At 39.8% G+C, this 22462-nt stretch carries 20 protein-coding genes and 2 riboswitches; of the genes, 14 read left to right on the top strand and 6 right to left on the bottom strand.

Annotated elements, in window-relative coordinates; translation table 11 throughout:
* Nucleotides 1-49: 49 nt before the first annotated feature.
* Nucleotides 50-1468, top strand: coding sequence for a lysine 2,3-aminomutase (gene kamA / locus AC503W_RS11380; RefSeq protein ID WP_402956818.1), 1419 nt, complete (start codon nt 50-52; stop codon nt 1466-1468).
* A gap of 1 nt (nt 1469) precedes the next feature.
* Complete coding sequence (locus AC503W_RS11375; RefSeq protein ID WP_402868964.1) at nt 1470-1748, top strand: YokU family protein; 279 nt, start codon at nt 1470-1472, stop codon at nt 1746-1748.
* A gap of 438 nt (nt 1749-2186) precedes the next feature.
* Here AC503W_RS11375 and AC503W_RS11370 read toward each other — a convergent pair whose 3' ends face one another.
* The 3 genes from AC503W_RS11370 to AC503W_RS11360 all read right to left on the bottom strand — a co-directional run bounded on the left by AC503W_RS11370 (nt 2187) and on the right by AC503W_RS11360 (nt 6478).
* Entirely contained in the window at nt 2187-3560 is a 1374-nt protein-coding gene (locus tag AC503W_RS11370; RefSeq protein ID WP_427687005.1) for a HAMP domain-containing sensor histidine kinase, read from the bottom strand.
* Nucleotides 3557-4231, bottom strand: coding sequence for a response regulator transcription factor (locus tag AC503W_RS11365; protein WP_402868959.1), 675 nt, complete (start codon nt 4229-4231; stop codon nt 3557-3559). The genes AC503W_RS11370 and AC503W_RS11365 overlap by 4 nt, the downstream gene beginning before the upstream one ends.
* Before the next feature lie 144 nt (nt 4232-4375).
* Complete coding sequence (locus AC503W_RS11360) at nt 4376-6478, bottom strand: MMPL family transporter (protein WP_494914221.1); 2103 nt, start codon at nt 6476-6478, stop codon at nt 4376-4378.
* A 340-nt stretch (nt 6479-6818) separates the two neighbouring features.
* On the opposite strand from AC503W_RS11360, the gene AC503W_RS11355 reads away from it, so the two are divergent.
* The 6 genes from AC503W_RS11355 (at nt 6819) to AC503W_RS11330 (ending at nt 12715) form a co-directional block, all read left to right on the top strand.
* Entirely contained in the window at nt 6819-7046 is a 228-nt protein-coding gene (locus AC503W_RS11355) for a YozE family protein (protein ID WP_402868957.1), read from the top strand.
* Between the two features lie 25 nt (nt 7047-7071).
* On the top strand, nt 7072-8841 hold the full coding sequence (locus AC503W_RS11350; protein ID WP_494914216.1) for an ATP-binding protein: 1770 nt from the start codon (nt 7072-7074) through the stop codon (nt 8839-8841).
* 172 nt (nt 8842-9013) lie between these two features.
* Complete coding sequence (yodN, locus tag AC503W_RS11345) at nt 9014-9721, top strand: germination protein YodN (protein WP_402868953.1); 708 nt, start codon at nt 9014-9016, stop codon at nt 9719-9721.
* A 170-nt stretch (nt 9722-9891) separates the two neighbouring features.
* Nucleotides 9892-10062, top strand: a complete 171-nt coding sequence (locus AC503W_RS11340) for a YozD family protein (protein ID WP_402868951.1) — start codon at nt 9892-9894, stop codon at nt 10060-10062.
* Nucleotides 10063-10283: 221 nt separating this feature from the next.
* Nucleotides 10284-10988 carry a purine-nucleoside phosphorylase gene (gene deoD, locus AC503W_RS11335; protein ID WP_402868949.1) on the top strand — a complete coding sequence of 235 codons (705 nt, stop codon included), beginning with the start codon at nt 10284-10286 and terminating at the stop codon, nt 10986-10988.
* Nucleotides 10989-11257: 269 nt separating this feature from the next.
* Nucleotides 11258-12715 carry a lmo1851 family serine protease gene (locus AC503W_RS11330; RefSeq protein ID WP_483878329.1) on the top strand — a complete coding sequence of 486 codons (1458 nt, stop codon included), beginning with the start codon at nt 11258-11260 and terminating at the stop codon, nt 12713-12715.
* Between the two features lie 525 nt (nt 12716-13240).
* Here AC503W_RS11330 and mtnA read toward each other — a convergent pair.
* From mtnA to AC503W_RS11315, 3 genes are all read right to left on the bottom strand, one after another.
* Nucleotides 13241-14287, bottom strand: a complete 1047-nt coding sequence (gene mtnA / locus AC503W_RS11325) for an S-methyl-5-thioribose-1-phosphate isomerase (protein ID WP_402868945.1) — start codon at nt 14285-14287, stop codon at nt 13241-13243.
* Nucleotides 14288-14299: 12 nt separating this feature from the next.
* Nucleotides 14300-15505, bottom strand: a complete 1206-nt coding sequence (gene mtnK, locus AC503W_RS11320; RefSeq protein WP_402869862.1) for an S-methyl-5-thioribose kinase — start codon at nt 15503-15505, stop codon at nt 14300-14302.
* Between the two features lie 71 nt (nt 15506-15576).
* A riboswitch (SAM riboswitch) is annotated at nt 15577-15729 on the bottom strand.
* A gap of 73 nt (nt 15730-15802) precedes the next feature.
* The gene (locus AC503W_RS11315) at nt 15803-16585 is read right to left on the bottom strand and encodes a carbon-nitrogen family hydrolase (protein ID WP_494917334.1); all 783 of its coding nucleotides are present in this window, start codon (nt 16583-16585) and stop codon (nt 15803-15805) included.
* Nucleotides 16586-16685: 100 nt separating this feature from the next.
* Here AC503W_RS11315 and AC503W_RS11310 point away from each other — a divergent pair, with 100 nt between their 5' ends.
* The 6 genes from AC503W_RS11310 to AC503W_RS11285 all read left to right on the top strand — a co-directional run bounded on the left by AC503W_RS11310 (nt 16686) and on the right by AC503W_RS11285 (nt 22428).
* Nucleotides 16686-17870, top strand: a complete 1185-nt coding sequence (locus AC503W_RS11310; RefSeq protein WP_402868943.1) for a pyridoxal phosphate-dependent aminotransferase — start codon at nt 16686-16688, stop codon at nt 17868-17870.
* A gap of 115 nt (nt 17871-17985) precedes the next feature.
* A riboswitch (SAM riboswitch) is annotated at nt 17986-18142 on the top strand.
* A 156-nt stretch (nt 18143-18298) separates the two neighbouring features.
* Entirely contained in the window at nt 18299-19531 is a 1233-nt protein-coding gene (gene mtnW, locus AC503W_RS11305; RefSeq protein WP_402868941.1) for a 2,3-diketo-5-methylthiopentyl-1-phosphate enolase, read from the top strand.
* Nucleotides 19532-19533: 2 nt separating this feature from the next.
* On the top strand, nt 19534-20190 hold the full coding sequence (locus tag AC503W_RS11300) for a 2-hydroxy-3-keto-5-methylthiopentenyl-1-phosphate phosphatase (protein ID WP_494914207.1): 657 nt from the start codon (nt 19534-19536) through the stop codon (nt 20188-20190).
* 2 nt (nt 20191-20192) lie between these two features.
* Nucleotides 20193-20819, top strand: a complete 627-nt coding sequence (locus AC503W_RS11295; protein WP_402868937.1) for a methylthioribulose 1-phosphate dehydratase — start codon at nt 20193-20195, stop codon at nt 20817-20819.
* Nucleotides 20820-20840: 21 nt separating this feature from the next.
* The gene (locus tag AC503W_RS11290; RefSeq protein ID WP_402868936.1) at nt 20841-21374 is read left to right on the top strand and encodes a cupin domain-containing protein; all 534 of its coding nucleotides are present in this window, start codon (nt 20841-20843) and stop codon (nt 21372-21374) included.
* 127 nt (nt 21375-21501) lie between these two features.
* Nucleotides 21502-22428 carry a CobW family GTP-binding protein gene (locus AC503W_RS11285; protein WP_407406386.1) on the top strand — a complete coding sequence of 309 codons (927 nt, stop codon included), beginning with the start codon at nt 21502-21504 and terminating at the stop codon, nt 22426-22428.
* Nucleotides 22429-22462: the final 34 nt, after the last annotated feature.

The raw sequence follows: 22462 nt of genomic DNA, 5'->3' as shown, positions 1-22462 counted from the left end.
GCACCCTTCTTGCATTAAATACTACTATCAAGACTTAGGAGGTATGGCTATGTTATTTGATTTATATAAACCAGATCGTCATTGGAAAGATATAGAGTTATGGAAAGATGTAACTGATGAACAATGGAACAATTGGTTGTGGCAATTGACAAATACAATAAGAACTGTGGATGATTTGAAGAAAGTAATCGACCTTACTCCAGACGAAGAGGAAGGGGTGCGAATCTCCACCAAAACGATTCCCTTAAACATTACCCCCTATTATGCGTCACTTATGAATAAAGAGGACCCTAGGTGTCCAATAAGGATGCAATCCGTGCCCATATCGGAAGAAATGCATAAAACTAAGTATGATATGGAGGATCCACTACATGAAGATGAGGATTCACCCGTACCGGGATTGACTCACCGGTATCCCGACCGTGTGCTTTTCCTGGTGACGAACCAGTGCTCGATGTATTGTCGATATTGTACGAGAAGGCGTTTTTCAGGTCAAATTGGCATGGGCGTTCCAAAGAAACAATTAGATGCAGCAATCGGCTATATTCGGGATACACCAGCGGTCAGGGATGTGCTAATTTCCGGTGGTGATGGATTATTGATCAACGATACCATCCTCGAATATATCTTGAAGAATTTGCGAGACATTCCCCATGTTGAAATAATTAGAATCGGTACACGGGCTCCAGTGGTTTTTCCTCAGCGTATCACTGAAAACCTGTGTAATATTCTAAAAAAATATCACCCGGTTTGGTTAAATACGCATTTCAATACGTCGATAGAAATTACGGAAGAGTCGAAGAAAGCGTGTGAGATGCTCGCGGATGCGGGTGTGCCAGTCGGAAACCAAGCTGTAATCTTAGCGGGCATTAACGATAGTGTCCCTATCATGAAGAAGCTAATGCATGACCTTGTCAAGATCCGTGTACGCCCTTACTATATTTATCAATGCGATTTGTCAGAAGGAATTGGTCATTTCCGGGCCCCGATATCTAAAGGAATCGAGATCATCGAAGGCTTACGGGGTCATACATCCGGTTATGCAGTACCTACATTCGTTGTTGATGCACCTGGAGGCGGAGGGAAAATCACTTTACAGCCAAATTACATCCTGTCTCAATCCCCGACGAAGACAGTCCTACGGAATTTCGAAGGTGTAATCACGACCTATCCGGAACCGGAGCAGTACACACCGGGACTTGCCGATGATTATTTCAAGGGGATTTATCCCGATGTTGAAGCAAAACAGTCAGATTCAGGGATAGCGGGTCTTATGAACGACAAACAATTTAATTTAGTACCTGAAGGTCTGAAACGGATGAACCGTCGTGAAAAGTACCATACCAACCCAGAACATGCCTCTTTAAAAAACCAACGCGAAAAACGTGACCAGCTAAAAGAAAAAAAATTTCAGGCACAGCAGATAAAAAATATAGCTCCACAAAGTGAAAAGGAAGAAGGGGAGTAAAATGGAAGTATGTCCGTGGTGTGAAACAGGAAAACTCTCTTCCATAAAAGGTACAGTTTATTGGGAATTACCGGATGGAACGAGGGCTGTTGAGATTACCGAAACGCCATCATCCTATTGTGAAAATTGTAACGCCCTATTTCAACGTGATGAAATCGTGAAAGAAATTGAAGACCAGCTGTTTTTAATTGATACGAAACAGCTAGATAAGCAGACTACGTATGAGGAACTATTAAAGATGAAGCGAATGCTGAAACGGAATTATTTTGACTTTTCTTAGGAGGAGCGAATTCTATAAAAAATACAAACTATGATTTTTGATAAAACATTTATCTGATCCTCGGGATTGGATAGATGTTTTTTTGAATTGAACCTAGATAAAATCGGCTAAACGGACTGATTATAAGTGCAAGGATAGCTGAGGTTTTCTGCAGAAAAAGCCCCTAATATTGTCCACTATAACTCTTTCACACTAATGTCCGACGATCTCTTCTGCAGCAAGTTCCATGTAATAATTAATAGGCTTAGACTAGAATAAGCTACTTTCCTTATTTTATAAGTTTAGAAAAACTTTTCCATGTTCGTTTTTAGTTGGTTGAGTAACGCGGAAGGGAGGGTGTACGAATGTTCAAAAGGATGGATTATTATAGTTAAAGCCACCATATCTTAATCCTGGTGGCTTTAGGTATATGTTGATCTAGGTGCGTAGTTAGCCTATTTATAGTTTAGGCAAAGTGATGAAAAAACATGTTCCTTTTCCGAATTGACTTGAAACACGTATGCTGCCACGATGGAAATCCACTACCTCTTTGACAATTGCCAGTCCCAGACCAGTGCCTTCTTTTGTCCTAGAAGCGTCCGCTCGGTAAAAACGTTCGAACAAATGAGAAAGTTCTTCTTCTTTAATCCCCATACCGGTATCTCGAAATTGAATGAAAACATCATCGTTTGTTTCTTCAACGATAATTTTAATGGAACCGTTCGGTTTATTGTACTTTAAAGCATTTGTAAGTAAATTATCCCAGACAGTCTCCAATAGACCTTCATCACCATTGAAACGGATTGGTGCAATTTTATAATATAGTTCGATGCCCGAATCTTCAATGAGCCACAAATATTTTTGAATCAGCGTCTTAAGTTGTTCATCCAATGCAAATGAGGAGCGTTTTAATGCACGTGTAGGCTGGTCTAAAAAGGTTAGCAGTAGTAATTGCTTAGTTAAGAGAGATAATCGCTTAGTCTCTGTCTCGATAATCGATGTGTATGTTAGGCGATCTTCTTCTGTAATGCTGGGTGACTTCAATAGTTCAGAATATCCTTGGATATTTAATAGCGGCGATTGGAAATCATGAGAAACATTGCTTATGAATTCTTTTCTTGATCGATCTGTTTCCTGTAATTGCTTCGTCATTTGATTGAAACTTGATGCAAGCTGTCCAATTTCATCGCGTCGTTTAACCTTCAGTAGAAGATCATAATTTTCTTTTGATATTTGTTTAGTGGCTTCCGTTAATTGTGTAATGGGTCGTATTAATTGTTTCGCAACAAATAGCATTCCAATCAGGCTGATTATCGCCATGGATATGATCAAACAAGCCAATATTGTATGCACTTCAGAAAATAATAAGCCAATATTGGGCCGAAGGAAGACCCCATACTGTTCGCCATTATATATAAAGGGGACACCGACAGTATTGATAATTTTATTCGTAAAAAAACCTGTCATGAATGACTGATTTGGATAGTTCTCCATACCATGAAAGATATTTCCTTTAAATACCGTTTCTTTGGCGGAAGGGGGTAATTCTGACGTTTTAAATGCCCCTCCAAAGAACTGAGAATAACCAGATTCCCCGACAACATAAAATTGATACCCTATATCGCCAAGTGTCGATAAATAATGTTCTAAATCCAAATCAGGCGTACTCTCGATATATCGTGTAATATTTTGTGCTATGGCGACATTCTTTTCATCATTTTGTTCCTTAGTAACCACATGGTAATACGTGTTTGTTAAAAAAAAGCCGACAATTGTACTGAATAGCATAAGGCTTAACGTAGTGATAATGAACTGTTGATACAAGGTTTTCATGAATGTTGAACCTCTAATTTATATCCTAAACCACGGATTGTGTTTATTTCGATATTAGCCCCTAGACGATCCAATCGGTTTCTCAGGCGTTTGATATGTGTATTAAGGGTCAGGCCGTCACCTTCATAATCATGTCCCCATATTTGTTCCATGATGGTAAATCGCTCGATGACATAATTGGGCCGATTTGCAAGTAATGATAGCAATTCAAATTCTTTTAAGGGCATGATCAGTGTTTCTGATTCGGTTGACACTTCAAAAATTTTACGATTAATCGTCACATTACCGATCCGAATGATATTTTGGCTGTCCTTATCAAATCTTCTAAGGATGACGGCAATCCGAAATAGTAACTCTTTAGGTTCAAAGGGCTTTACTACATAATCTTCGGAACCTGCTAGAAACCCTCTCGTTTTATCTTCTAATTGATCTTTTGCCGTTAACAGTAGAACAGGAATTTTATAATCTTGGTTGAGTATTTTTGTCAACTCAATGCCATCCATCCCGGGCATCATCACATCAACTACGGCTAAGTCAGGAACTACTTCTTCTAATAAGTAAAGCGCCTCTTTCGCATCATTAGCTTTTATGACATCATATCCTTCCCGCATTAAATGAATACTTACCAGCTGTAATATATGTTTGTCGTCATCACAAACCATTATTTTCAATACAATCACCTCAAACCATTTTTTGCTTTATATGTACCTGGGTTCGCTTTCATGAAATCTATACTTACATGCATGTAAACAGGTAATAACGCAGAGACATGTGGAAGTCTCTGCGTATGGCTTGTATATTTGTTTTTTTTTCTTTTATTTCTTATCTTTCTCAAAGAATAATATTAATGCGGGCAATAGCATTCCACGCACTAAGAATGTATCCATTAAAATACCGATGGCAACGATGAATCCAAAGACGAATAAATCGGCTATTGGCATCGTAGTCAATGCCGCAAAGGTGGCTGCCAAAATTAAACCAGCAGATGAAATGACCCCACCTGTATTCCGAATAGCGATTTCCAAAGCCTGTTTCACTTTTTTTGTTTTGCGTTCTTCTAAGAAACGGGATATTAAAATAATGTTATAGTCTATCCCGAGAGCGACTAAGAAGATAAACGCATAAACAGGTACACGTGTACTTACCGCTTCATAACCGAACAGAACATCAATGAGGAACAGACCTAATCCTAATGCCGCCAAGAATGAAAGTAAAATGGTGGCCATCATATAAACCGACATTTTTACTGACTTCGTTAACACGAATAGGAGGATTAAAATTAATAATGTTTCTAGTAGGACGATCACCCAAATATCACGATTATTGACATCACGCTCGTCAACAAGTTTCGGAGTAATTCCACCAAAATACACTTCACCGGATATATCTGCTTTACTTAGGATTTCATCATCGTTTTCAATTAACTCCTTCATCATATCGATTGCTTCGACAGAATAAGGGTTAAGGTCAAGCGTCATACTATATTTTACTACTTTCGCGTCGTCAGATACATTTGTTAGTCGAACTGATGTAACATCTTTTTCAGATTCGAGCGTTGTCCGTAATGCTTCGATCTGTTTTTCTGATAACGTTTCTTTTCCTTCGAATAAAATGGATGTTGGAGCCAATTCACCTTTGTCGTATTTCGCTTCGACGATTTCGTAGCCTTCACGTGAAGGTAAATCTTTTGGGAAAGATTTCACTGTATCAAATTCAAAATCAAGGTTAAATACATTTAACGCTGACACAACCATTAAAATGGCGATAATTCCGCCAGAAAGGCCTGGTTTATTTACAACAAATTTTGCAACGGGTCCCCAGAAGCGATGTTTCACTTCTTGCGTTTCACCAAACTTCGGTACTTTCGGCCAGAAGGCTTTACGCCCGAATAGGGTGAACAGCGCTGGGACAAGTGTAATGGATGCTAACATGATGACAAACATTGTCGTTCCAAAAATTGGCGCAAAGTTTTGATAATCACGGAAGTTTGCAAAGAATAATACTAGCATTGCGGCGAGTACTGTTCCGCCTGCTAAGAATACTGGCAATCCTGTAGCACGCATCGCATGTTTCATTGCCTCATATTTGGTCTCATGGTGGTTCAGTTCTTCTCGGAAGCGAGAGAATATGAATAATGAATAGTCAATCACGGCCGCGAACAGCAAAATACTCATTATCGATGTAGTTGAATTGTTGATTTCAAGTCCACCAGCACCCATTAATCCGAGTGTTTGATTCACTACTTGGTATACGATTACTGTTGCTAATAGTGGGATAAAAGCCAATAATGGAGAACGGTAAATAACGATGAGCAGGATTAAAATAATCACTATTGTGGTAAATAGTAACACGAAATCTGCTTGTTCGAACAACTTAAGCGTATCTCCAGCAATTCCTGCAGGACCAGTAATACGGAAGGAAGTTTCAGACATACCCTCTGTAACGCCATTTCCAACCTCAGCCATAGCATCTACGGTTTCGCCAATTTGGCGGCTATCAAGACCAGGGTCTAAAGTCATTGGAATGATGATCGTAGACTGGTCATCTGACTTGAACCCTTCGATTGCTTCTGGCGGTAATTGAGAGATATTGACGATTTCATCGACACCCTCAATTTTAGCACCGATGATTTTATTCATAATGCTTGTAACTTCTTCTAAGTTCACCTTACCATTTTCGTTATGAAAGGTAAGAATACCAGGCGTCCCTTGATCATTAGGGAAGTATTTTTCTAATTTTTCATTTGCAATAATGGATTGTGCATCGTCGGGTAAGGATTGAAAGTTTGTCACTTTGTAATCACTTACTGCCGGACCGGCACTTAACCCAATCATTAAGACCAGCCATGTGACAATTGTAATCCACATACCTTTCTTAGTTGAAACCCAATCAGTTATTGGGCGTAAAAAAGAATTCATTTAATTATTTCCCCCTTATAGTTTAGAGCTGCAATGTGAAATGCGGACATCACATTTAAGCTCGTCATCACTTTCTATTTCATTGTAATGTAACTAAATGAACTGAAAATGAACTTTTAGTTAAATTATGAAAAATTGGAGGGGTAACCAGCTGGATAATAAAACATTTATCAGCGCCTGAAGATTTACTCTATATACACAAAATTCGTGGTAAAGTATCTAGATGGAATTTATAGTTGAAAAGGTAATTAACAATCAAGACTTGTATAGGTGTAGACGTAAGCGTTAGTTTCCGATATATTAAGATTTAAATCATAGTATTTTGATAAGGGGGCTCGACATGAGACCGTTTTACTTATTTTTAATGAAATATCGACAGCCGAAGGAAATTGATGAATTTACAAAATTCGCAAACCATGCATACGAAGATCACAGTTTTCCAAAGCAATCGGATGATTATCATGAAGTGAGCAGTTACTTGGAGTTAAATGGAGACTATTTAGATAGTATGACTATATTCGATCGATTATGGGATCAATATGTCCAAATAGAAGAAGGACTGCTATAGATACAGGAATAGGGGGAGCCGAAGGATGTTTAGAAGCCTTCAAGCCCGAATTTTGTTTTATTCTTTAATTATATCGAGCTTACCCGTTTTGATATTGGGAATCATTTCTTATGAATCACAACGCTCCTTGCTAGCTAAAGAAGCGAAGAGTACATTGAATTCAGGTTCACTTAATATGGTAAATGAAATGTACAGTTATTTAAATGAACGGATTAGTGATGTTAACTTAATGAGTACGAATACGATATTGATCAATCCTGATTCTTCTAAAGAGGAGAAGACCGATGAATTGAAAAGATTCACAGAAGCAAAAGGTGAATACTTTGGTGCCGTATATTTAGATTTGGAAGGTACGGTCATGGCTGATACCTCAAATAAAATGGTCGGAACAAGCTTAGCTAATAGAATATGGTTTCAAGAAGGGCTAAAGGGGCATGAATTCCTATCGGATGTATATAAAACGAAAGCATTTGCTGAACCTATTATAGCCTTAAGTGCACCGGTAAATGATAATAAAGGGAAAATGATCGGTGTTGTGTCCCCGGCCTTTCGGATATCAGGCCTTTGGGATATGATGGAGAAAAAGGCCAATGACATTAGTGAAAAGTACCCTGTGAATTTTTATATGATCAATCAGGATGGCATTATGATTTCAAAAAAAGACCCGAATGGCATTCATGAGAGTTCTAATACGACATTGGAAGATATGGGCCTTACAAAAGAAAAGTTATTGGAATCCGCTAATTCCAATAATTTATATAGTGCAGAAAATGGAGAAAAGATATATTCCATTCAATACGTTCAACCGATAGCTCAAACGGAAAATAAATGGTTTGTGGTTGTGGGAGCTGACAAAAAACAAGTATATCAGCCGTTAAATGATCTTTTATCCCGCTATCTTTCTATATACACCATTGTATTTATGTCCATCATTCTAGGCGTCTATTTACTTACGAAATCTCTGGTGAAACCAGTACATAATCTAGTGGAAGTGACGGAAGATTTTATCCAGGGAAAAGAGTTCGTGGTCTCTGATAAAAGAAGTTTTGTAGAAATGGAGAAGTTGAATCATGCGTTTCTAAGGATGATGGATACGATTAAGGATAGGGAAAGAGAAATCGTCCGTACCGAAAAGTTAAAATATGTCGGACAACTGGCCGCAGGGGTAGCGCATGAAATCAGGAACCCATTGACGACCATCAGGGGTTTTCTCCAACTGTTGAAGAAGCAGGATTATGAAAAAGAGTTAATTGAAAAGTACAGTGATGTCATGCTTGGGGAAGTAGATCGAGTGAACGTTTTTGTTACACAACTCCTTGATTTAGCTAAACCCCACCAGCTTGAAATGGAGAAATTGGATCTGAAGGAATTCCTTGATGAACTGGTTGTTGTCTATTCGGCTTCTACTCTATATAAAGATGTCACACTCGTTAATACATTGACAGAACCCGTACATACCTATTCCGATAAAAACCGGTTGCGTCAGGTTATCCTTAATGTCCTGAATAATTCCTGCGAATCGTTTGAGTCAAAAGGGCAGATTGAAATGACCGTCGATACTTCACCTCATTATGTACAATTGAAGATCCGAGACGATGGAAAAGGGATTAAACCTGAGAATTTAAAAAATATCGGGATGCCCTTTTATACGACAAAGTTAAAAGGAAATGGTTTGGGAGTGGCAACTTGCATCCAAATCATGGATGAACTCAAAGGGAAATTTCAAATCGAAAGTAAATATGGACAAGGTACAGAAGTGATCTTGACGATTCCGACAACAAACCGTCTCATTTAAAGAGGCGGTTTTCCTGTCTTGTCCTATTTTTTTGATAGGTTACCATAATTAAAGTTTCTCGCATAACCTATCTAAATGAGTCAAATGCCCCCTCTTTTCCATTAACCACCTTGTTTGTTCATGCATATAATTTACTATCAAACGATAAGGACCATATTGGGGGATGTCTCTTATGGGCAAGAAAAATCAGCCAAAATTCAAATTAGGCGATACAGTCGTAATTATAATGTATGGGACAGTCGGGAATATAACCGATATAAAATATCTCGATGGTTCTTATGTGTATGAAGTAAATTACAGCGAAGGCCTATATATTGAAAAGACATTACAGTCTATAACTGAATACGAAGGAGAAATCCTTTATCAACAGGAACAAATCGATATCGAATATAAATATATTATCGGTGATTTAGTCCAGGTCGATGGATATGAATATGATTATTTTAAGATAATTGGCTATCGAACGGAGATTTGGCGCTATAAAGAGAATGCCTGGGAAGATGTGATATATGAATTATCACGTATCTCCGATGGGGAATGGCTGGAAGCGCATGAAGAAGAATTGACTTTAGTAGCCGATGCCAAACGTGCAGATGCAATCATTCAAAAATTGGGGCTGCTCCTTTCTAATAAGAATAACGAGCTTACTATAATTGCTAAACAAAACAACCCTGGTAAAGGTGAGCGAGATATGACTATGACAAAAAATGAAAAAATGGAAATGATTGATGGACTGTTGGATTTATATAATGATTATTGTAAGCTTTTTCATCAATTTGGCGATGATGAATATCAACATATCATGAAAATAGCTCTTGCTAAAATTGAGAAGGCGGCGGAAGAAATTTACCCAGGTCACAAAAAAGAGCATACGAAATAAAAGGTCTCGAAAAGGGATGTATACACTTTAGCACGAGCCGATGAAGACTCATCTCTAAGAAATTTAATCAACGAATAAAGTGTAGGATATGCGTAAGTTTTGAGAGAAAATGCCCTACTGGCATATTTATACCTATACATTCATACATCTTTAATTAAGGGGGCGATGATTTGCGAGAAATTGAGGTTTTTATTGATACTGAAGAGATAGCGGAATTCTTTTACCAAGAATTATTAAAGCGGGGCTATCTTCCAAAAGAATCTGAAGTTGAAGATCTTGCTGACATCACATTCGAATACCTTCTTGAAAAATGCATTATTGATGAGGAAGTCGATGAATGATGTATCATCAATCAATGGGCAGTTTTCTTGCCATTACTCCTTAAAATCAACCAAAAAGACGGCGGGTTTCCGCCGTTTTGCTGCGTTCCACCGATCACTTAAAGAGTGTTATATCCTACTTCCTGCAGTAGATAAAGAAGTTCTATTTTCCTAATATGGGGTTGGTATGTTATAGTAATTGGGAATGTCATTTCAACCACTTCAAGGAGGGAATTTTAAGAATGAGCGTACATATTGGTGCTAAAGAAAATGAAATTGCGGAAACGGTTTTGCTTCCTGGGGATCCGTTACGTGCAAAATATATTGCTGAGACGTTTTTAGAGGATGCTAAATTATACAATGAAGTTCGTAATATGTTTGGGTATACAGGAACTTATAAAGGAAAACGCATTTCCGTTCAAGGTACAGGAATGGGTGTCCCTTCGATTTCGATTTATGTAAATGAATTGATGAATAGCTATAATGTCCAAAAACTTATCCGGGTTGGGACAGCTGGTGCCATTCAAAAAGATGTGAAGGTCAGAGATGTAATCCTGGCTATGAGTGCCTCTACAGATTCACAAATGAACCGCATGACATTCGGTGGCGTTGATTTTGCTCCTACTGCTGATTTTGATTTATTGAAAAAAGCTTATGATGCAGGGGTGGACAAAGGGTTGCAATTGAAAGTCGGAAACGTATTTACCGCAGATCAATTCTATAATGATAATAGTGAATTGGAAAAGTGGGCCAAGTACCAAATCCTTGCTATAGAAATGGAATCGGCTGCATTATATACACTTGCTGCTAAGTTTGGTCGTAAAGCATTATCCGTTTTAACGATTTCCGACCATCTTTTAACAGGTGAGGAAACAACCTCCGAAGAGCGCCAAACAACATTCAATGAGATGATTGAGGTTTCTTTAGAGGCAGCGATTCAAGACTGACTATAAACGTTATCATTTACGGGTAGCCAGGAATAGAAGAAACTAAGATATTTAGTTTCTTCTATTCCACGGAGTCCGTATTTTTGCACGTAAATAGAATGTGGATAAAGAATTGGTCTCTATAAGAAAGCTGGATTGGAGCAAGATGGTAGGCACTTACATATCATTCAAAAAATTTGATAACTAAAGTTTTCCGATTTGCTAGAAAGCTGATAAAATAGGATGTATTAGTTAATATTGTCATGAAGAATGAAAGTGGTGAGGCTTCAGTGGAAGAAGAAAATCAACAACAGCCCAAAGATGAAGGCAAAATTGTGAAAATAAAAAAGTTTACGTTTATTATGGGGATTTTCTTACTCATATTTTTGACAGCAGGGATAACTACAATCGCGTTGACCTTTGGCGATGAAAAAGTAGAGTCACTTGCACCGAGTAATCATCCTGAATTTGAAAAGTTATATTCTACATATGATACGATTAAAGATAATTATTATGAAGAAATCGATGAGAACACGCTCGTGGATGGAGCTATAAATGGAATGATAGAATCGTTGGATGATCCTTATTCCTCTTATATGGATAAGAAAGAAGCCTCCAGTTTCCATGAGAGCATCTCTTCTTCCTTTGAAGGAATAGGTGCTGAAATCCAAGAGAAGGATGGACAGATCATGGTGGTTTCCCCTATTAAAGGATCACCAGCTGAAAAAGCCGGAGTCCGGCCTAATGATATTATACTAAGTGTCAATGGCAAAAGCCTTGATGGCTTAAGTTCTTCGGAAGCTGTCTTGAAAATCAGGGGGAAAAAGGGAACAAAAGTGGAACTTGCCATTTCAAGGGCGGGTGAAAAGGAACCGATTACTTTGTCCATTAAGCGTGATACCATTCCGATTGAAACGGTTTATTCAGAGATGCTTGATGATGGGATTGCCAAAGTGCAGGTTACAAGTTTTTCTGAGCATACGGTGGAAGAGCTGAATACGGCACTTGAAGACATGGATAAAGAAAAGATGAAAGGCCTAATATTGGACTTACGTGGAAATCCGGGTGGATTGCTTGACCAAGCGATCGCGATGGCAAACTTATTTATCCCGAATGGGGAAGTCATCCTTCAGGTCGAGGATCGAAAAGGAAAAAGAGAAGTCTATAAATCCCAGAATAATGGTGAGTTGAAGCTACCAGTGGTCGTATTAATTGATGATGGAAGTGCAAGTGCATCTGAAATCGTTGCCGCCGCTGTTAGTGAATCTGCGGGTATTCAGCTTGTAGGGGTAAAATCATTCGGGAAAGGGACCGTGCAAAAAGCCGCAGACTTTGATGATGGTTCCAACTTTAAGTATACAGCACAAAAATGGCTGACTCCGAAAGGCAATTGGATCCATAAAAAAGGGATTGAACCGGATATAAAAGTCAAGCTTCCCGAGTATGCCAATCTTCCATATATCTCTCCTGATAAAGGATTGAAAGTATCGGATTCCTCGAGTGAAGTAGAAGCAGCGGAGAAAATGCTGAAAGAAGCCGGGTATAATCCAGGAAAAGTGGATAAGTATTTCGATGAAGAAACAAAGGTAGCGGTCAAGGAATTCCAAAAGGATCATAAGATCAAAGAAACAGGTGTCATTAAAGACGATACAACCGTTAAATTGATGGAAGTCATTAGGGATAAAATCCTTAAAAATGATACTCAAGTGAAAAAAGCGGTGGAAGTATTGAAAAAGAAAATCAAATAATCTTTTATAAAAACAAGCGGCCCATCAGCAAGCATTTATTGCTGATGGGCCGTTTTTCGTATGCTTGACTTAGGTGTGTGTGTAATCCATAAGGTGACCATGGAAGAAGTACCAATGGGTGGGGAATGGAAGGGTATCCATGATGAAGTAGAATTTGAAGAAAACGAGCGGTAAACCCTGCTTGAGGAACATGAACTTTCATACAAGGCTAAGAATGATTACTACCGAAAAGCGGCAGAAAAATCAAAGAAGGCTAGATGCCACTCTGACTAAATTCTGCGATTATATCTATCAAAAAGAACCTCGTCAGAATAAATATAACAGGAGCAACTGAATGGGTTTCCAAGGTTAATCGTGAAAAGAATGAAGGGGCTGTCTAATAAGTCCTTATTCCAGTGAATTTCGCAAAAACAAAGAGGCAGAAATGTTGTTAAATCAACGTTTCTGCCTTTTACTATTTATTCAATTTCGGTGTGTAATTACACCTTTTGGGACAGCCCCTTGATTAATCCTTTATAAATAATTTCATTTTACAAAAAGCGGGATATTACTCCTGTAATCAGGTGAAATGATGCCATTTTCGGTAATGATGCTTGTAATAAGAGAATGGGGCGTAACGTCAAAAGCAGGATTGAATGTCTTCACGTTTTCTGGTGCTATCCTGACTCCTTGTATAGAAGTGATTTCATCCCCATTCCTTTCTTCGATTGGGATGGAGATACCCGACTCGAGAGATAAATCGAATGTACTTGATGGTGCTGCTACATAGAAAGGAATATCGTAATGCTTAGCTAATATCGCCAAACCCAATGTACCAATTTTATTGGCTGTATCACCGTTTGCCGCAATACGGTCTGCTCCGACTATAATGGCTTCGATTTTTTTATGATGAATGGTGTGGGCTGCCATATTATCCGAGATTAATGTAACGTCCACTCCAGCTTGCATAAGTTCCCATGCGGTGAGTCGTGCCCCTTGCAAGACAGGTCTCGTTTCACAGGCATAGACCTTTATAGGAAAGGTTCTTTCCTGGGCCAGGTGGAAAGGTGCGAGGGCTGTTCCGTACCGTGCAGTGGCTATCCCCCCAGCATTACAATGGGTTAAAATAGAATCACCCTCGTTGAATAAAGACAATCCGTATTCACCAATTTTTCGGCACATCTCCACATCCTCTGAAAATAGCTTTTTTGCTTCAGCAACAAGAGCGCTTTTGGCTGAAGCGATGCTATTGGCTGCTTGTAGAGTATTCTCCATTCTTTTCAGTGCCCAAAAAAGGTTGACCGCTGTTGGTCTTGAAGAAGCGAGTGTAGTAACATGTTTCGTGACATTGTGTTTAAATTGCCATAAATCCGTGGTATTTTCCTGGATTGCACCAAGAGCAACGCCAAATGCTGCAGTTAGCCCGATAGCGGGGGCACCACGGACCTTCAAGGTCAAGATGCTGTCATATACATCTTTAACCGTAAAAAGTTCAATGAATTCTATTTTTGATGGCAAGGCCTGTTGATTCAATAAGGTAATATGGGTATCATTCCATTGGACGGAATAGGGTAGTGGCGTTGTAGTTGTCATATGTATATCTCCTTATAGGGCTGAATAGGAAGGCAATGTATATTGCTTTACGGCTTCTATCACTGCTGGAATATTCAGTTCTTTCCGATTTTTGATTATATGGGCCCCGATTTTCAAGGTAGCCGTTTTAGCTGTAATTCTAGTTTCTTTATTCTCAATGCCATTTAAATCAGCAACATGAGATAGGCCAATGGTTCTTCGAATTAGTTCACATCCTGCAAAGCCATATGCATCACCTTTAAACTTGTTGAGTACATATGGAAGATAACCTTCGATCTTACTGTAAGGACTTTTATTTTCAGAATTCCACAGGTTCGTATATGTTTCTTCAAATGTATTCCAAAATTCCTGAAGATGAGTAAAGATTTCTTCCTTCCCAGTGGCCTCGCGTGTTACTGCCTGGAATAGGAGATTCGCCATGTATTGTCCAAGGTCAAATCCAACAGGACCATAAAAAGCGAATTCAGGGTCAATTACCTTTGTTTCTGTATCACTTGCAAATATACTTCCCGTATGTAAATCGCCATGAAGAAGGGCCTCCTGCTCGGATTCGAAGCTTTGTTTTAACTTAGCCACTTCCAGTATTAAATCAGCATCTTTCCATATAGACTTGGCAGCCTCCAGCAACTCAAGCTCAAACTCGCCTGGATGTTCCTCCAAAAAAGGATCCGTGAAAATGAAAACCTCAGTAATCTTGCAGAGTTCTGGATTCGTGAAGTTCCGGGCAACCTCTTTTTTCGCTGCCGGTTCCAAATGAAAATCAGACGTATAAAAAGCGGTCTTTGCAACAAATTCACCAATGTGTTTGGATAATAGAGGGAAATGATCTCCTTCAATTAATCCGGTCCGGGCGATTTTCAAGTGTGATAAATCTTCCATGACGGTGATTGCAAGCTGTTCATCAGAATAATAGACTTGTGGGACAAGTTCGGGACAATAGCTTCTGAATTGAATTAATGCATTCGCTTCGATAGCCGATCTTTTTAAAGTCAATGGCCAGCTTTCACCAAGAACCTTTGCGTAAGGAACTGCTTGTTTGATGATGACTCCTTTATTTGTTACGGGATTTGTAACGTGAAAAACATAATTTAAATTTCCGTCACCGATTTCATTACATAGTAATGAGTCATCTGAATGCAGTAACCCAAGTTTCTTCGTTAGGTCAATTGCCGTTTCGTTTGTCAATAGCTTGAAATTTGATGGTTGAGTCATTGTTATCCCTCCAAGTACATTAAAAAATATGAAAAAGCCCCTTTCCCATAGAAAGAGGCAGAAGCTTCACTTCGAACCTCTTATCTCCCAGAAAGAATTCTTTCTGGTGGATTTGGCACCGTGCTCTGTGGATATAATCCGGCGGAATTCCCGCCCCATTTCACAATGGTATTACAGTCGGTTGCTGGGCTTCATAGGGCCTTTATCCCTCAGCCTGCTCTTGATAAGAGTATTGTATTTATTTTCAGAAAATTAATCTCGAATGAATGATATCAATATTTCAAATAGTTTGTCAATGGTAAATTAATAAAACTCGGGCCGCCGATCTTCGAAAACGGGTATTTTATTTCTTGCTTCTCCTACTTTTTCTAAGTCAAGGGTGCCGAGTAGAAGTTCTTTTTCTTCACCAGCCTCACAAATGATTTCTCCCCACGGGTCGATGATGATGGAATGTCCGGCAAAATGATTATTTTGGTCAGAACCGGAACGATTCACAGCCACAACGAAGGCTTGATTTTCGATTGCCCGGCTGATTAACAGTGCCCTCCAATGGTGGAGCCTAGGCTTTGGCCACTCGGCGGTCACGAAGATAACCTCCGCACCTCGTACCGTATGGGCCCGTTGCCATTCCGGAAAACGGATATCATAGCAAATGAATCCGGCGCAAATCTTTTCATCGAGGGAGAATAAGCCATCTTTTTTGCCAGGTTGTAAGTAATGGTGTTCATCCATCAATTGAAACAGATGGAGTTTATCATATTCTTTAACCAGTTTGCCTTCTTTATCGATGATGAGCATTGTGTTATAGATGCCTTCCTTAGTTTTCTTTGCAATCGAGCCACCGATTATGTTAATGTGGTGTTTTTTTGCAAGGGCTTTTAGAAAGGTAATGGTTTGTTCTGCTTCTTCGTCTGCAATTTCATGTAATCTCGTTAAGTCATAGCCGGTTGTCCATAGTTCCGGCAGCATGACGATGTCCGGTTTAGACTGTACAGCTTTTTCAATCCATTGTTTTGCCACCTGGAAATTTATATCTGGCTGTCCAAAGGCAATGTCTATTTGTAAACAGGCGATTTTCCATTTCATCATTTAAAACCTCCATATGTAAAAAAGTACTTTACAAGATTAAGATAAACATATATCATTTGTGACTATAATTTCAAGAAATTTCAGAGAAGGTGCAAAGATGGTGCAATTCGAAAAATCCAGACTTCTTCAAGAGCTTCCAAAGCAGTTTTTTGCTTCTTTAGTCGAAAAAGTTAATAACATAACATCAGAAGGCAAGGATGTCATTAATCTTGGGCAGGGAAATCCAGACCAACCGACTCCTGAACATATCGTGAAGAGCCTGCAGACAGCAGCAGGAAATTCCATGAATCATAAATATTCTCCTTTTAGGGGGCTTCCCTATTTAAAAGAAGCTGCGGCCCTCTTTTATGAACGTGAATATGGCGTCAAGCTAGATCCTAAAACGGAAGTGGCGATTCTTTTCGGTGGAAAGGCTGGTCTAGTCGAATTACCGCAATGCTTGTTGAATCCAGGCGATACAATTTTAGTGCCTGATCCGGGCTATCCAGATTACCTGTCAGGTGTAGCGTTAGCCCAAGCTAAAACGGAAATTATGCCCTTGACCGAAGAAAATGATTTTCTTCCCGATTATAAGGAAATAGATAAAGAGGTTTTTGACAAAGCGAAGATGATGTTCTTGAATTATCCCAATAATCCCACAGGAGCATCGGCGTCAGCAGAATTCTTCGAAGAAACGGTTTCCATGGCAAAAGAACACTCAATATGTGTGGTCCATGATTTCGCATATGGTGCAATTGGGTTCGATGGGAAAAAACCGGTAAGCTTCCTTCAAGCAGAAGGATCAAAAGAAGTGGGGATAGAAATTTACACCCTTTCTAAAACATATAACATGGCGGGGTGGAGGGTTGGCTTTGCGGTTGGCAACCAGAGTGTCATCGAATCGCTTGAATTATTGCAGGATCATCTTTACGTCAGCCTTTTTCCCGCAATACAAGAAGCCACGGCATGCGCTTTACTGGATTCACAAGAGTGTGTGAAGGAACTCGTGAACATGTACGAAGGACGACGAAATGTATTTATCGAAGGGTTACGATCCATTGGATGGGATGTCCAGGCTCCAGATGCTTCCTTCTTTGCTTGGCTAAAGGTCCCTGAAGGATATACTTCAGCGAGCTTTGCAGATCATTTACTGGCACATGCCCATGTAGCAGTTGCACCAGGAAATGGTTTCGGTGAATTTGGTGAAGGATACGTCAGGGTGGGACTTCTCACTTCAGAAGACAGACTCCAAGAAGCGGTAGAAAGAATTCGTACATTGAATATATTCAAAGAAAATCAGTGAGATATTGAATAGTTTGAACATTATACCTATTGACAAAGTATGAATTGCGTGAAAGAATATAAAAAAGAATTCTAAATTTTTAGTTAAGATACATAAACGAAAATATAATAGCATTTTCTTATTTTGAGCAGGTGGAGGGACTAGCCCGATGAAGCCCAGCAACCGACTGTAATACCATTGTGAAATGGGGCGGAGATAATACCGCCGGATCATTTATTGATTCCGTAAGGCACGGTGCTAATTCTTGCAGCTATAGAGCTGGGAGATAAGAAGATGGCTTTTTCAAAGCCTCTTCTTTAGGAAGGGGCTTTTACATGTTTAACAGAGAATTGGAGTGCAACTTTGTTCGCAGATGGTTAGAAGCTTGTTAAAGGAAAGACCAACAATGACAACTTTAAGAATGACTTTTACGTATTGGGAGTGATCAGATGAGCGAAATAATCGCTACGTATTTACTTCATGACTTCAAAGGAGAGCATGAGAAAAAAGCAGAAGGCATTGCGTTAGGATTGACTGTAGGGACATGGACTGAACTTCCTCACTTGGTGCAACAGCAACTGGAAAAACATAAAGGTAGGGTAGTTTCCGTAACACCCCTTCCCGAAGAAGAGCGAGTTAATCTCTATTTCGGTCAAAAAGTGTACCGTTCAACAATCAGGATTGCCTACCCGGCAGGTAATTTTTCTAATGATCTACCGGCTATCTTGACGACAGTATTCGGTAAATTGTCATTGGATGGGGAAATCAAATTGATGGATTTGGACTTTGTCGGCGATATTCAAAAAGCCTTTCCAGGTCCTCGATTCGGAATTAGTGGGATCAGGGAAAAAATTGATGTGTTTGACCGCCCTCTAGTGATGAGTATTTTTAAAGGTGTGTTAGGTCGAGACCTTGCCTTTCATAATGAACAATTGGAGCAACAGGCATTGGGAGGAGTCGATCTTGTCAAGGACGATGAGATTCTTTTTGACCAAGATCAGACGCCTTTCATCGATAGAGTCAAAACCGGAAAGGCCATTTTGAAAGGTATCTATGAGACAACGGGACATCGAACCTTATATGCTGTGAACCTGTCAGGAAAAACACTAGAACTATTGGATAAAGCTGAACTGGCAGCCGAAGCCGGCGCAGATGCCTTGTTATTTAATGTTCATACATATGGATTGGATGTTCTACAGGCTTTACGCGAAAATGACCGGATCAACTTACCGATCATGGCTCATCCGGCATATAGCGGAGCATTAGCTTCATCTTCATTTTATGGACTCAGCTATCCGCTTCTCCTTGGAAAACTGGTGAGGATATCAGGTGCAGATTTATCCCTCTTTCCCTCTCCATACGGAAATGTGGCACTCGATAAAGCAGAGACATTGGCGATTGCTGAAGGATTGACGAGAAATGAAGCATCTTGGAAAAGGACTTTCCCGGTTCCATCGGCAGGTATCCATCCTGGCATGGTTCCAGATCTCATCAAGGATTTTGGGATAGAAAGTGTGATCAATGCTGGTGGGGGCGTCCATGGTCATCCGGATGGTGCAAAAGGCGGAGCTAAGGCCTTCCGTTCCGCAGTAGAAGCTGTCCTTTCCGGAAAATCATTGTCAATCGCGGCTGAGGAAGATGAGGCACTTCAAAAAGCACTGGCCCTATGGGGAGGGCTATAATCATGGTCAAACCGATCATTTTCTGTGATTTTGATGGAACGATCACCAACTCGGATAATATCATCTCAATCATGAAGAAGTTTGCCCCGCCCGGCTGGGAGGCATTAAAAGATGGTGTTCTTCAGCAAAAAATCAGCATTTCCCACGGTGTAGGGGAAATGTTTTCCCTGCTGGATAGCGATTTAAAAGAGGACATCATTCAATATGTGAAGGAGACAGCGGGTATTCGCCAAGGGTTCAGTGATTTTGTGGAATTTACAAAAAAAACAGATATTCCTCTCTATATTGTCAGTGGTGGAATGGACTTTTTCGTTGAACCTCTTTTGAATGACCTCTTACCTGTAGAGAATGTCTACTGTAATCATGCCGACTTCAGTCAGGAAGAAATTATGATTGAGTGGCCGCATACTTGTGATGACCAATGTAATCATGGGTGTGGTTGCTGTAAACCTACGATTATGAGAAAGCTTTCTACAAAGGATCAGTATAAATTGGTGATTGGAGATTCCGTTACCGACTTTGAAGCGGCTAAACAGGCAGATTTTGTTATTGCCCGTGACAGGCTCCTTGAAAAGTGCCGCACAGAAGCCATTCCCCATAAAGAGTTTGAAACTTTCCATGATGTGATTGATATTCTAAAAAAAATGCAGGAGGTGTAAGGGTGACAGCTTCAAAAGAGTGGCAGGAACTAGCGCAAATAAAGGGAGAGCTAGCCGAGAGAGATTGGTTCATGGGGACGAGTGGAAATTTATCGATCCGTGAGGCTAATAGCCCTTCTTTTTATATAACCGCAAGTGGCAAGGATAAACGCAAGCAGACAGATTCCGATTTTATTTTGGTGGATTTGTCAGGAAAACCAGTCGAAATGACCGAGCTCAGACCTTCCGCTGAAACTCTTCTTCATACAGAGATTTATCGGAAAACGGATGCCAATTGCGTCCTCCATGTCCATACAGTAGAAAATAACGTGATTTCCGAGTTATATAGTGAAGTTGGGGAAGTGACTTTTTGTCATCATGAAATTATCAAGGCTACTGGACGATGGCAGGAAGATGCAGAATTGAAGATACCCATCATCCATAACCATGCAGATATTCCGTTGTTGGCTGAGACATTCAGTCCCCATGTCGATGCAGACTCGGGGGCGGTGCTTATCAGAAATCATGGTATAACCGTATGGGGAAAAAGCGGGTTGGAAGCAAAAAAAATCTTAGAAGCATGTGAATTCCTGTTTCAATATCAGCTGTTACTTAACCAGCAAAAGATATTGACAGGTTCGCTCAGCTAAAAATATAAAGGAGGAAAAATAATGGCTACAATTAGATTCCAAGAAACAAATGAAGTAATTGAAACAAATGAAGAGGTTCAGAGCTTTTTAGAGACTCAAGGCGTAATTTACGAACAATGGGATATTTCAAAATTGCCAGCCCATCTGGTGGAAAAATATGATCTTACGGATGAAGATAAACAAGAGATTCTTGATGCTTTCCAGTCAGAGATTAAAGAAATTTCGGAAAGAAGAGGATATAAAGCGCATGATATTATCACATTATCCGATTCCAATCCGAATTTGGACCAATTGTTGCAGAACTTCAAGCAGGAACACCATCATGAAGATGACGAGGTACGGTTCATCGCTGGGGGAACGAGTATCTTCGCCATCGAGGGTAGCGAGGGAAAATGGTTCGATGTCCGACTTAACCCTGGAGATTTGATCAGCGTACCTGAATCGACTCGTCACTACTTCACGCTAGCGGAAGATAGAAGAACAGTCGCGGTCCGTATTTTCGTTACAGCGGCCGGCTGGGTTCCGATATATGAAAAAGATGAAGTTCAGGCATAATAAAAGTGTGAAAAAACCAGCTTTCGGGCTGGTTTTTTTATGTGGCCCCGCAGGGTGCTTAAGCGGGAAAAGTATGATAAAATTTTAACGGAAATAAAAATCGTGTACATTATAGGAGAAGATACTAATGAAAACGACCGAAGTATATATATTAGGCGGCTTTCTCGGTAGCGGGAAGACGACGCTTCTTCGAAATATATTAAAGCAGGAAAGTGAAGCGGGTAGAAAAGTGGCCGTGCTTTTAAATGAACTTGGCAGTGTATCGGTGGATAGTGGTTTGATTGGCGATGACGTACCGTTAAAGGAATTGTTTGATGGTTGCATTTGTTGTACCCTTCAGGACAAGCTTGAAATTCAGCTGCAAGAATTGTTGACCGAAAATGATCTAGATGCCGTTTATATTGAAACAACAGGTGCAGCACATCCAGTAGAAGTACTCGATGGAATCATGTCACCATTTTTTGCTAATAAGTTAGAGTATAAAGGGATTATCACGGTGGTCGATTTATTGAGGTGGCGTGACCGCGAACAGCTCTCGCCACAGCTTAGACAGTTGTTGTCCGAGCAAATACACCACGCAGATTTCATCTTATTAAATAAAGCGGATTTGGTAAGTGAAATGGAAGCATCCCAACTCATCTATTCCATTCAGGGGTTGAATCCAGAAGCCGTATGTTTATTGACGGAATATGCAGCCGTATCTATAGGTTCCCTGCAACAAATGCATAGGAACCAACATAAAAACCATCAAAAGCTCGAAGTACATAGCCATCTTCATTTAAGTGCAATCGTGCATACTTTTACAGGGGCCATTAATCAAACGGACTTTGAGGATTGGCTCAGGGCCCTCCCTGAAACGGTATACAGGATGAAAGGATATCTTTCCTTCACGCATTCGCAGCATCCTTACTTATTCCAATATTCTTATGGGATGCCATTGTATATGAATGAAATGATTAAAATGCCTTTGAATATCGTCATAATCGGCGAAAAACTGGATAAAGAAAAGATAATCAATGAGTTAAAAGCTTTGGAAGTGAAAGCGGCGATATAGGCGTTTACCACCAATCAAAACCGGGAAAAGAGGA

Source organism: Peribacillus suis (assembly GCF_059384845.1).
The sequence above is the reverse complement of the archived record's forward strand: the minus strand, read 5'-3'. Positions and strand labels throughout refer to the sequence as shown.

Bases quoted from the DNA above. Each gene is read 5' to 3' on its own strand.
- AC503W_RS11310 (WP_402868943.1), top strand. From the start codon at position 16,686: ATGGTGCAATTCGAAAAATCCAGACTTCTTCAAGAGCTTCCAAAGCAG.
- mtnW (WP_402868941.1), top strand. From the start codon at position 18,299: ATGAGCGAAATAATCGCTACGTATTTACTTCATGACTTCAAAGGAGAG.
- mtnA (WP_402868945.1), bottom strand. From the start codon at position 14,287: ATGACAACTACAACGCCACTACCCTATTCCGTCCAATGGAATGATACC.
- AC503W_RS11375 (WP_402868964.1), top strand. From the start codon at position 1,470: ATGGAAGTATGTCCGTGGTGTGAAACAGGAAAACTCTCTTCCATAAAA.
- AC503W_RS11300 (WP_494914207.1), top strand. From the start codon at position 19,534: ATGGTCAAACCGATCATTTTCTGTGATTTTGATGGAACGATCACCAAC.
- yodN (WP_402868953.1), top strand. From the start codon at position 9,014: ATGGGCAAGAAAAATCAGCCAAAATTCAAATTAGGCGATACAGTCGTA.
- AC503W_RS11290 (WP_402868936.1), top strand. From the start codon at position 20,841: ATGGCTACAATTAGATTCCAAGAAACAAATGAAGTAATTGAAACAAAT.
- deoD (WP_402868949.1), top strand. From the start codon at position 10,284: ATGAGCGTACATATTGGTGCTAAAGAAAATGAAATTGCGGAAACGGTT.
- AC503W_RS11360 (WP_494914221.1), bottom strand. From the start codon at position 6,478: ATGAATTCTTTTTTACGCCCAATAACTGATTGGGTTTCAACTAAGAAA.
- AC503W_RS11285 (WP_407406386.1), top strand. From the start codon at position 21,502: ATGAAAACGACCGAAGTATATATATTAGGCGGCTTTCTCGGTAGCGGG.
- AC503W_RS11370 (WP_427687005.1), bottom strand. From the start codon at position 3,560: ATGAAAACCTTGTATCAACAGTTCATTATCACTACGTTAAGCCTTATG.
- AC503W_RS11350 (WP_494914216.1), top strand. From the start codon at position 7,072: ATGTTTAGAAGCCTTCAAGCCCGAATTTTGTTTTATTCTTTAATTATA.
- kamA (WP_402956818.1), top strand. From the start codon at position 50: ATGTTATTTGATTTATATAAACCAGATCGTCATTGGAAAGATATAGAG.
- AC503W_RS11315 (WP_494917334.1), bottom strand. From the start codon at position 16,585: ATGAAATGGAAAATCGCCTGTTTACAAATAGACATTGCCTTTGGACAG.
- AC503W_RS11355 (WP_402868957.1), top strand. From the start codon at position 6,819: ATGAGACCGTTTTACTTATTTTTAATGAAATATCGACAGCCGAAGGAA.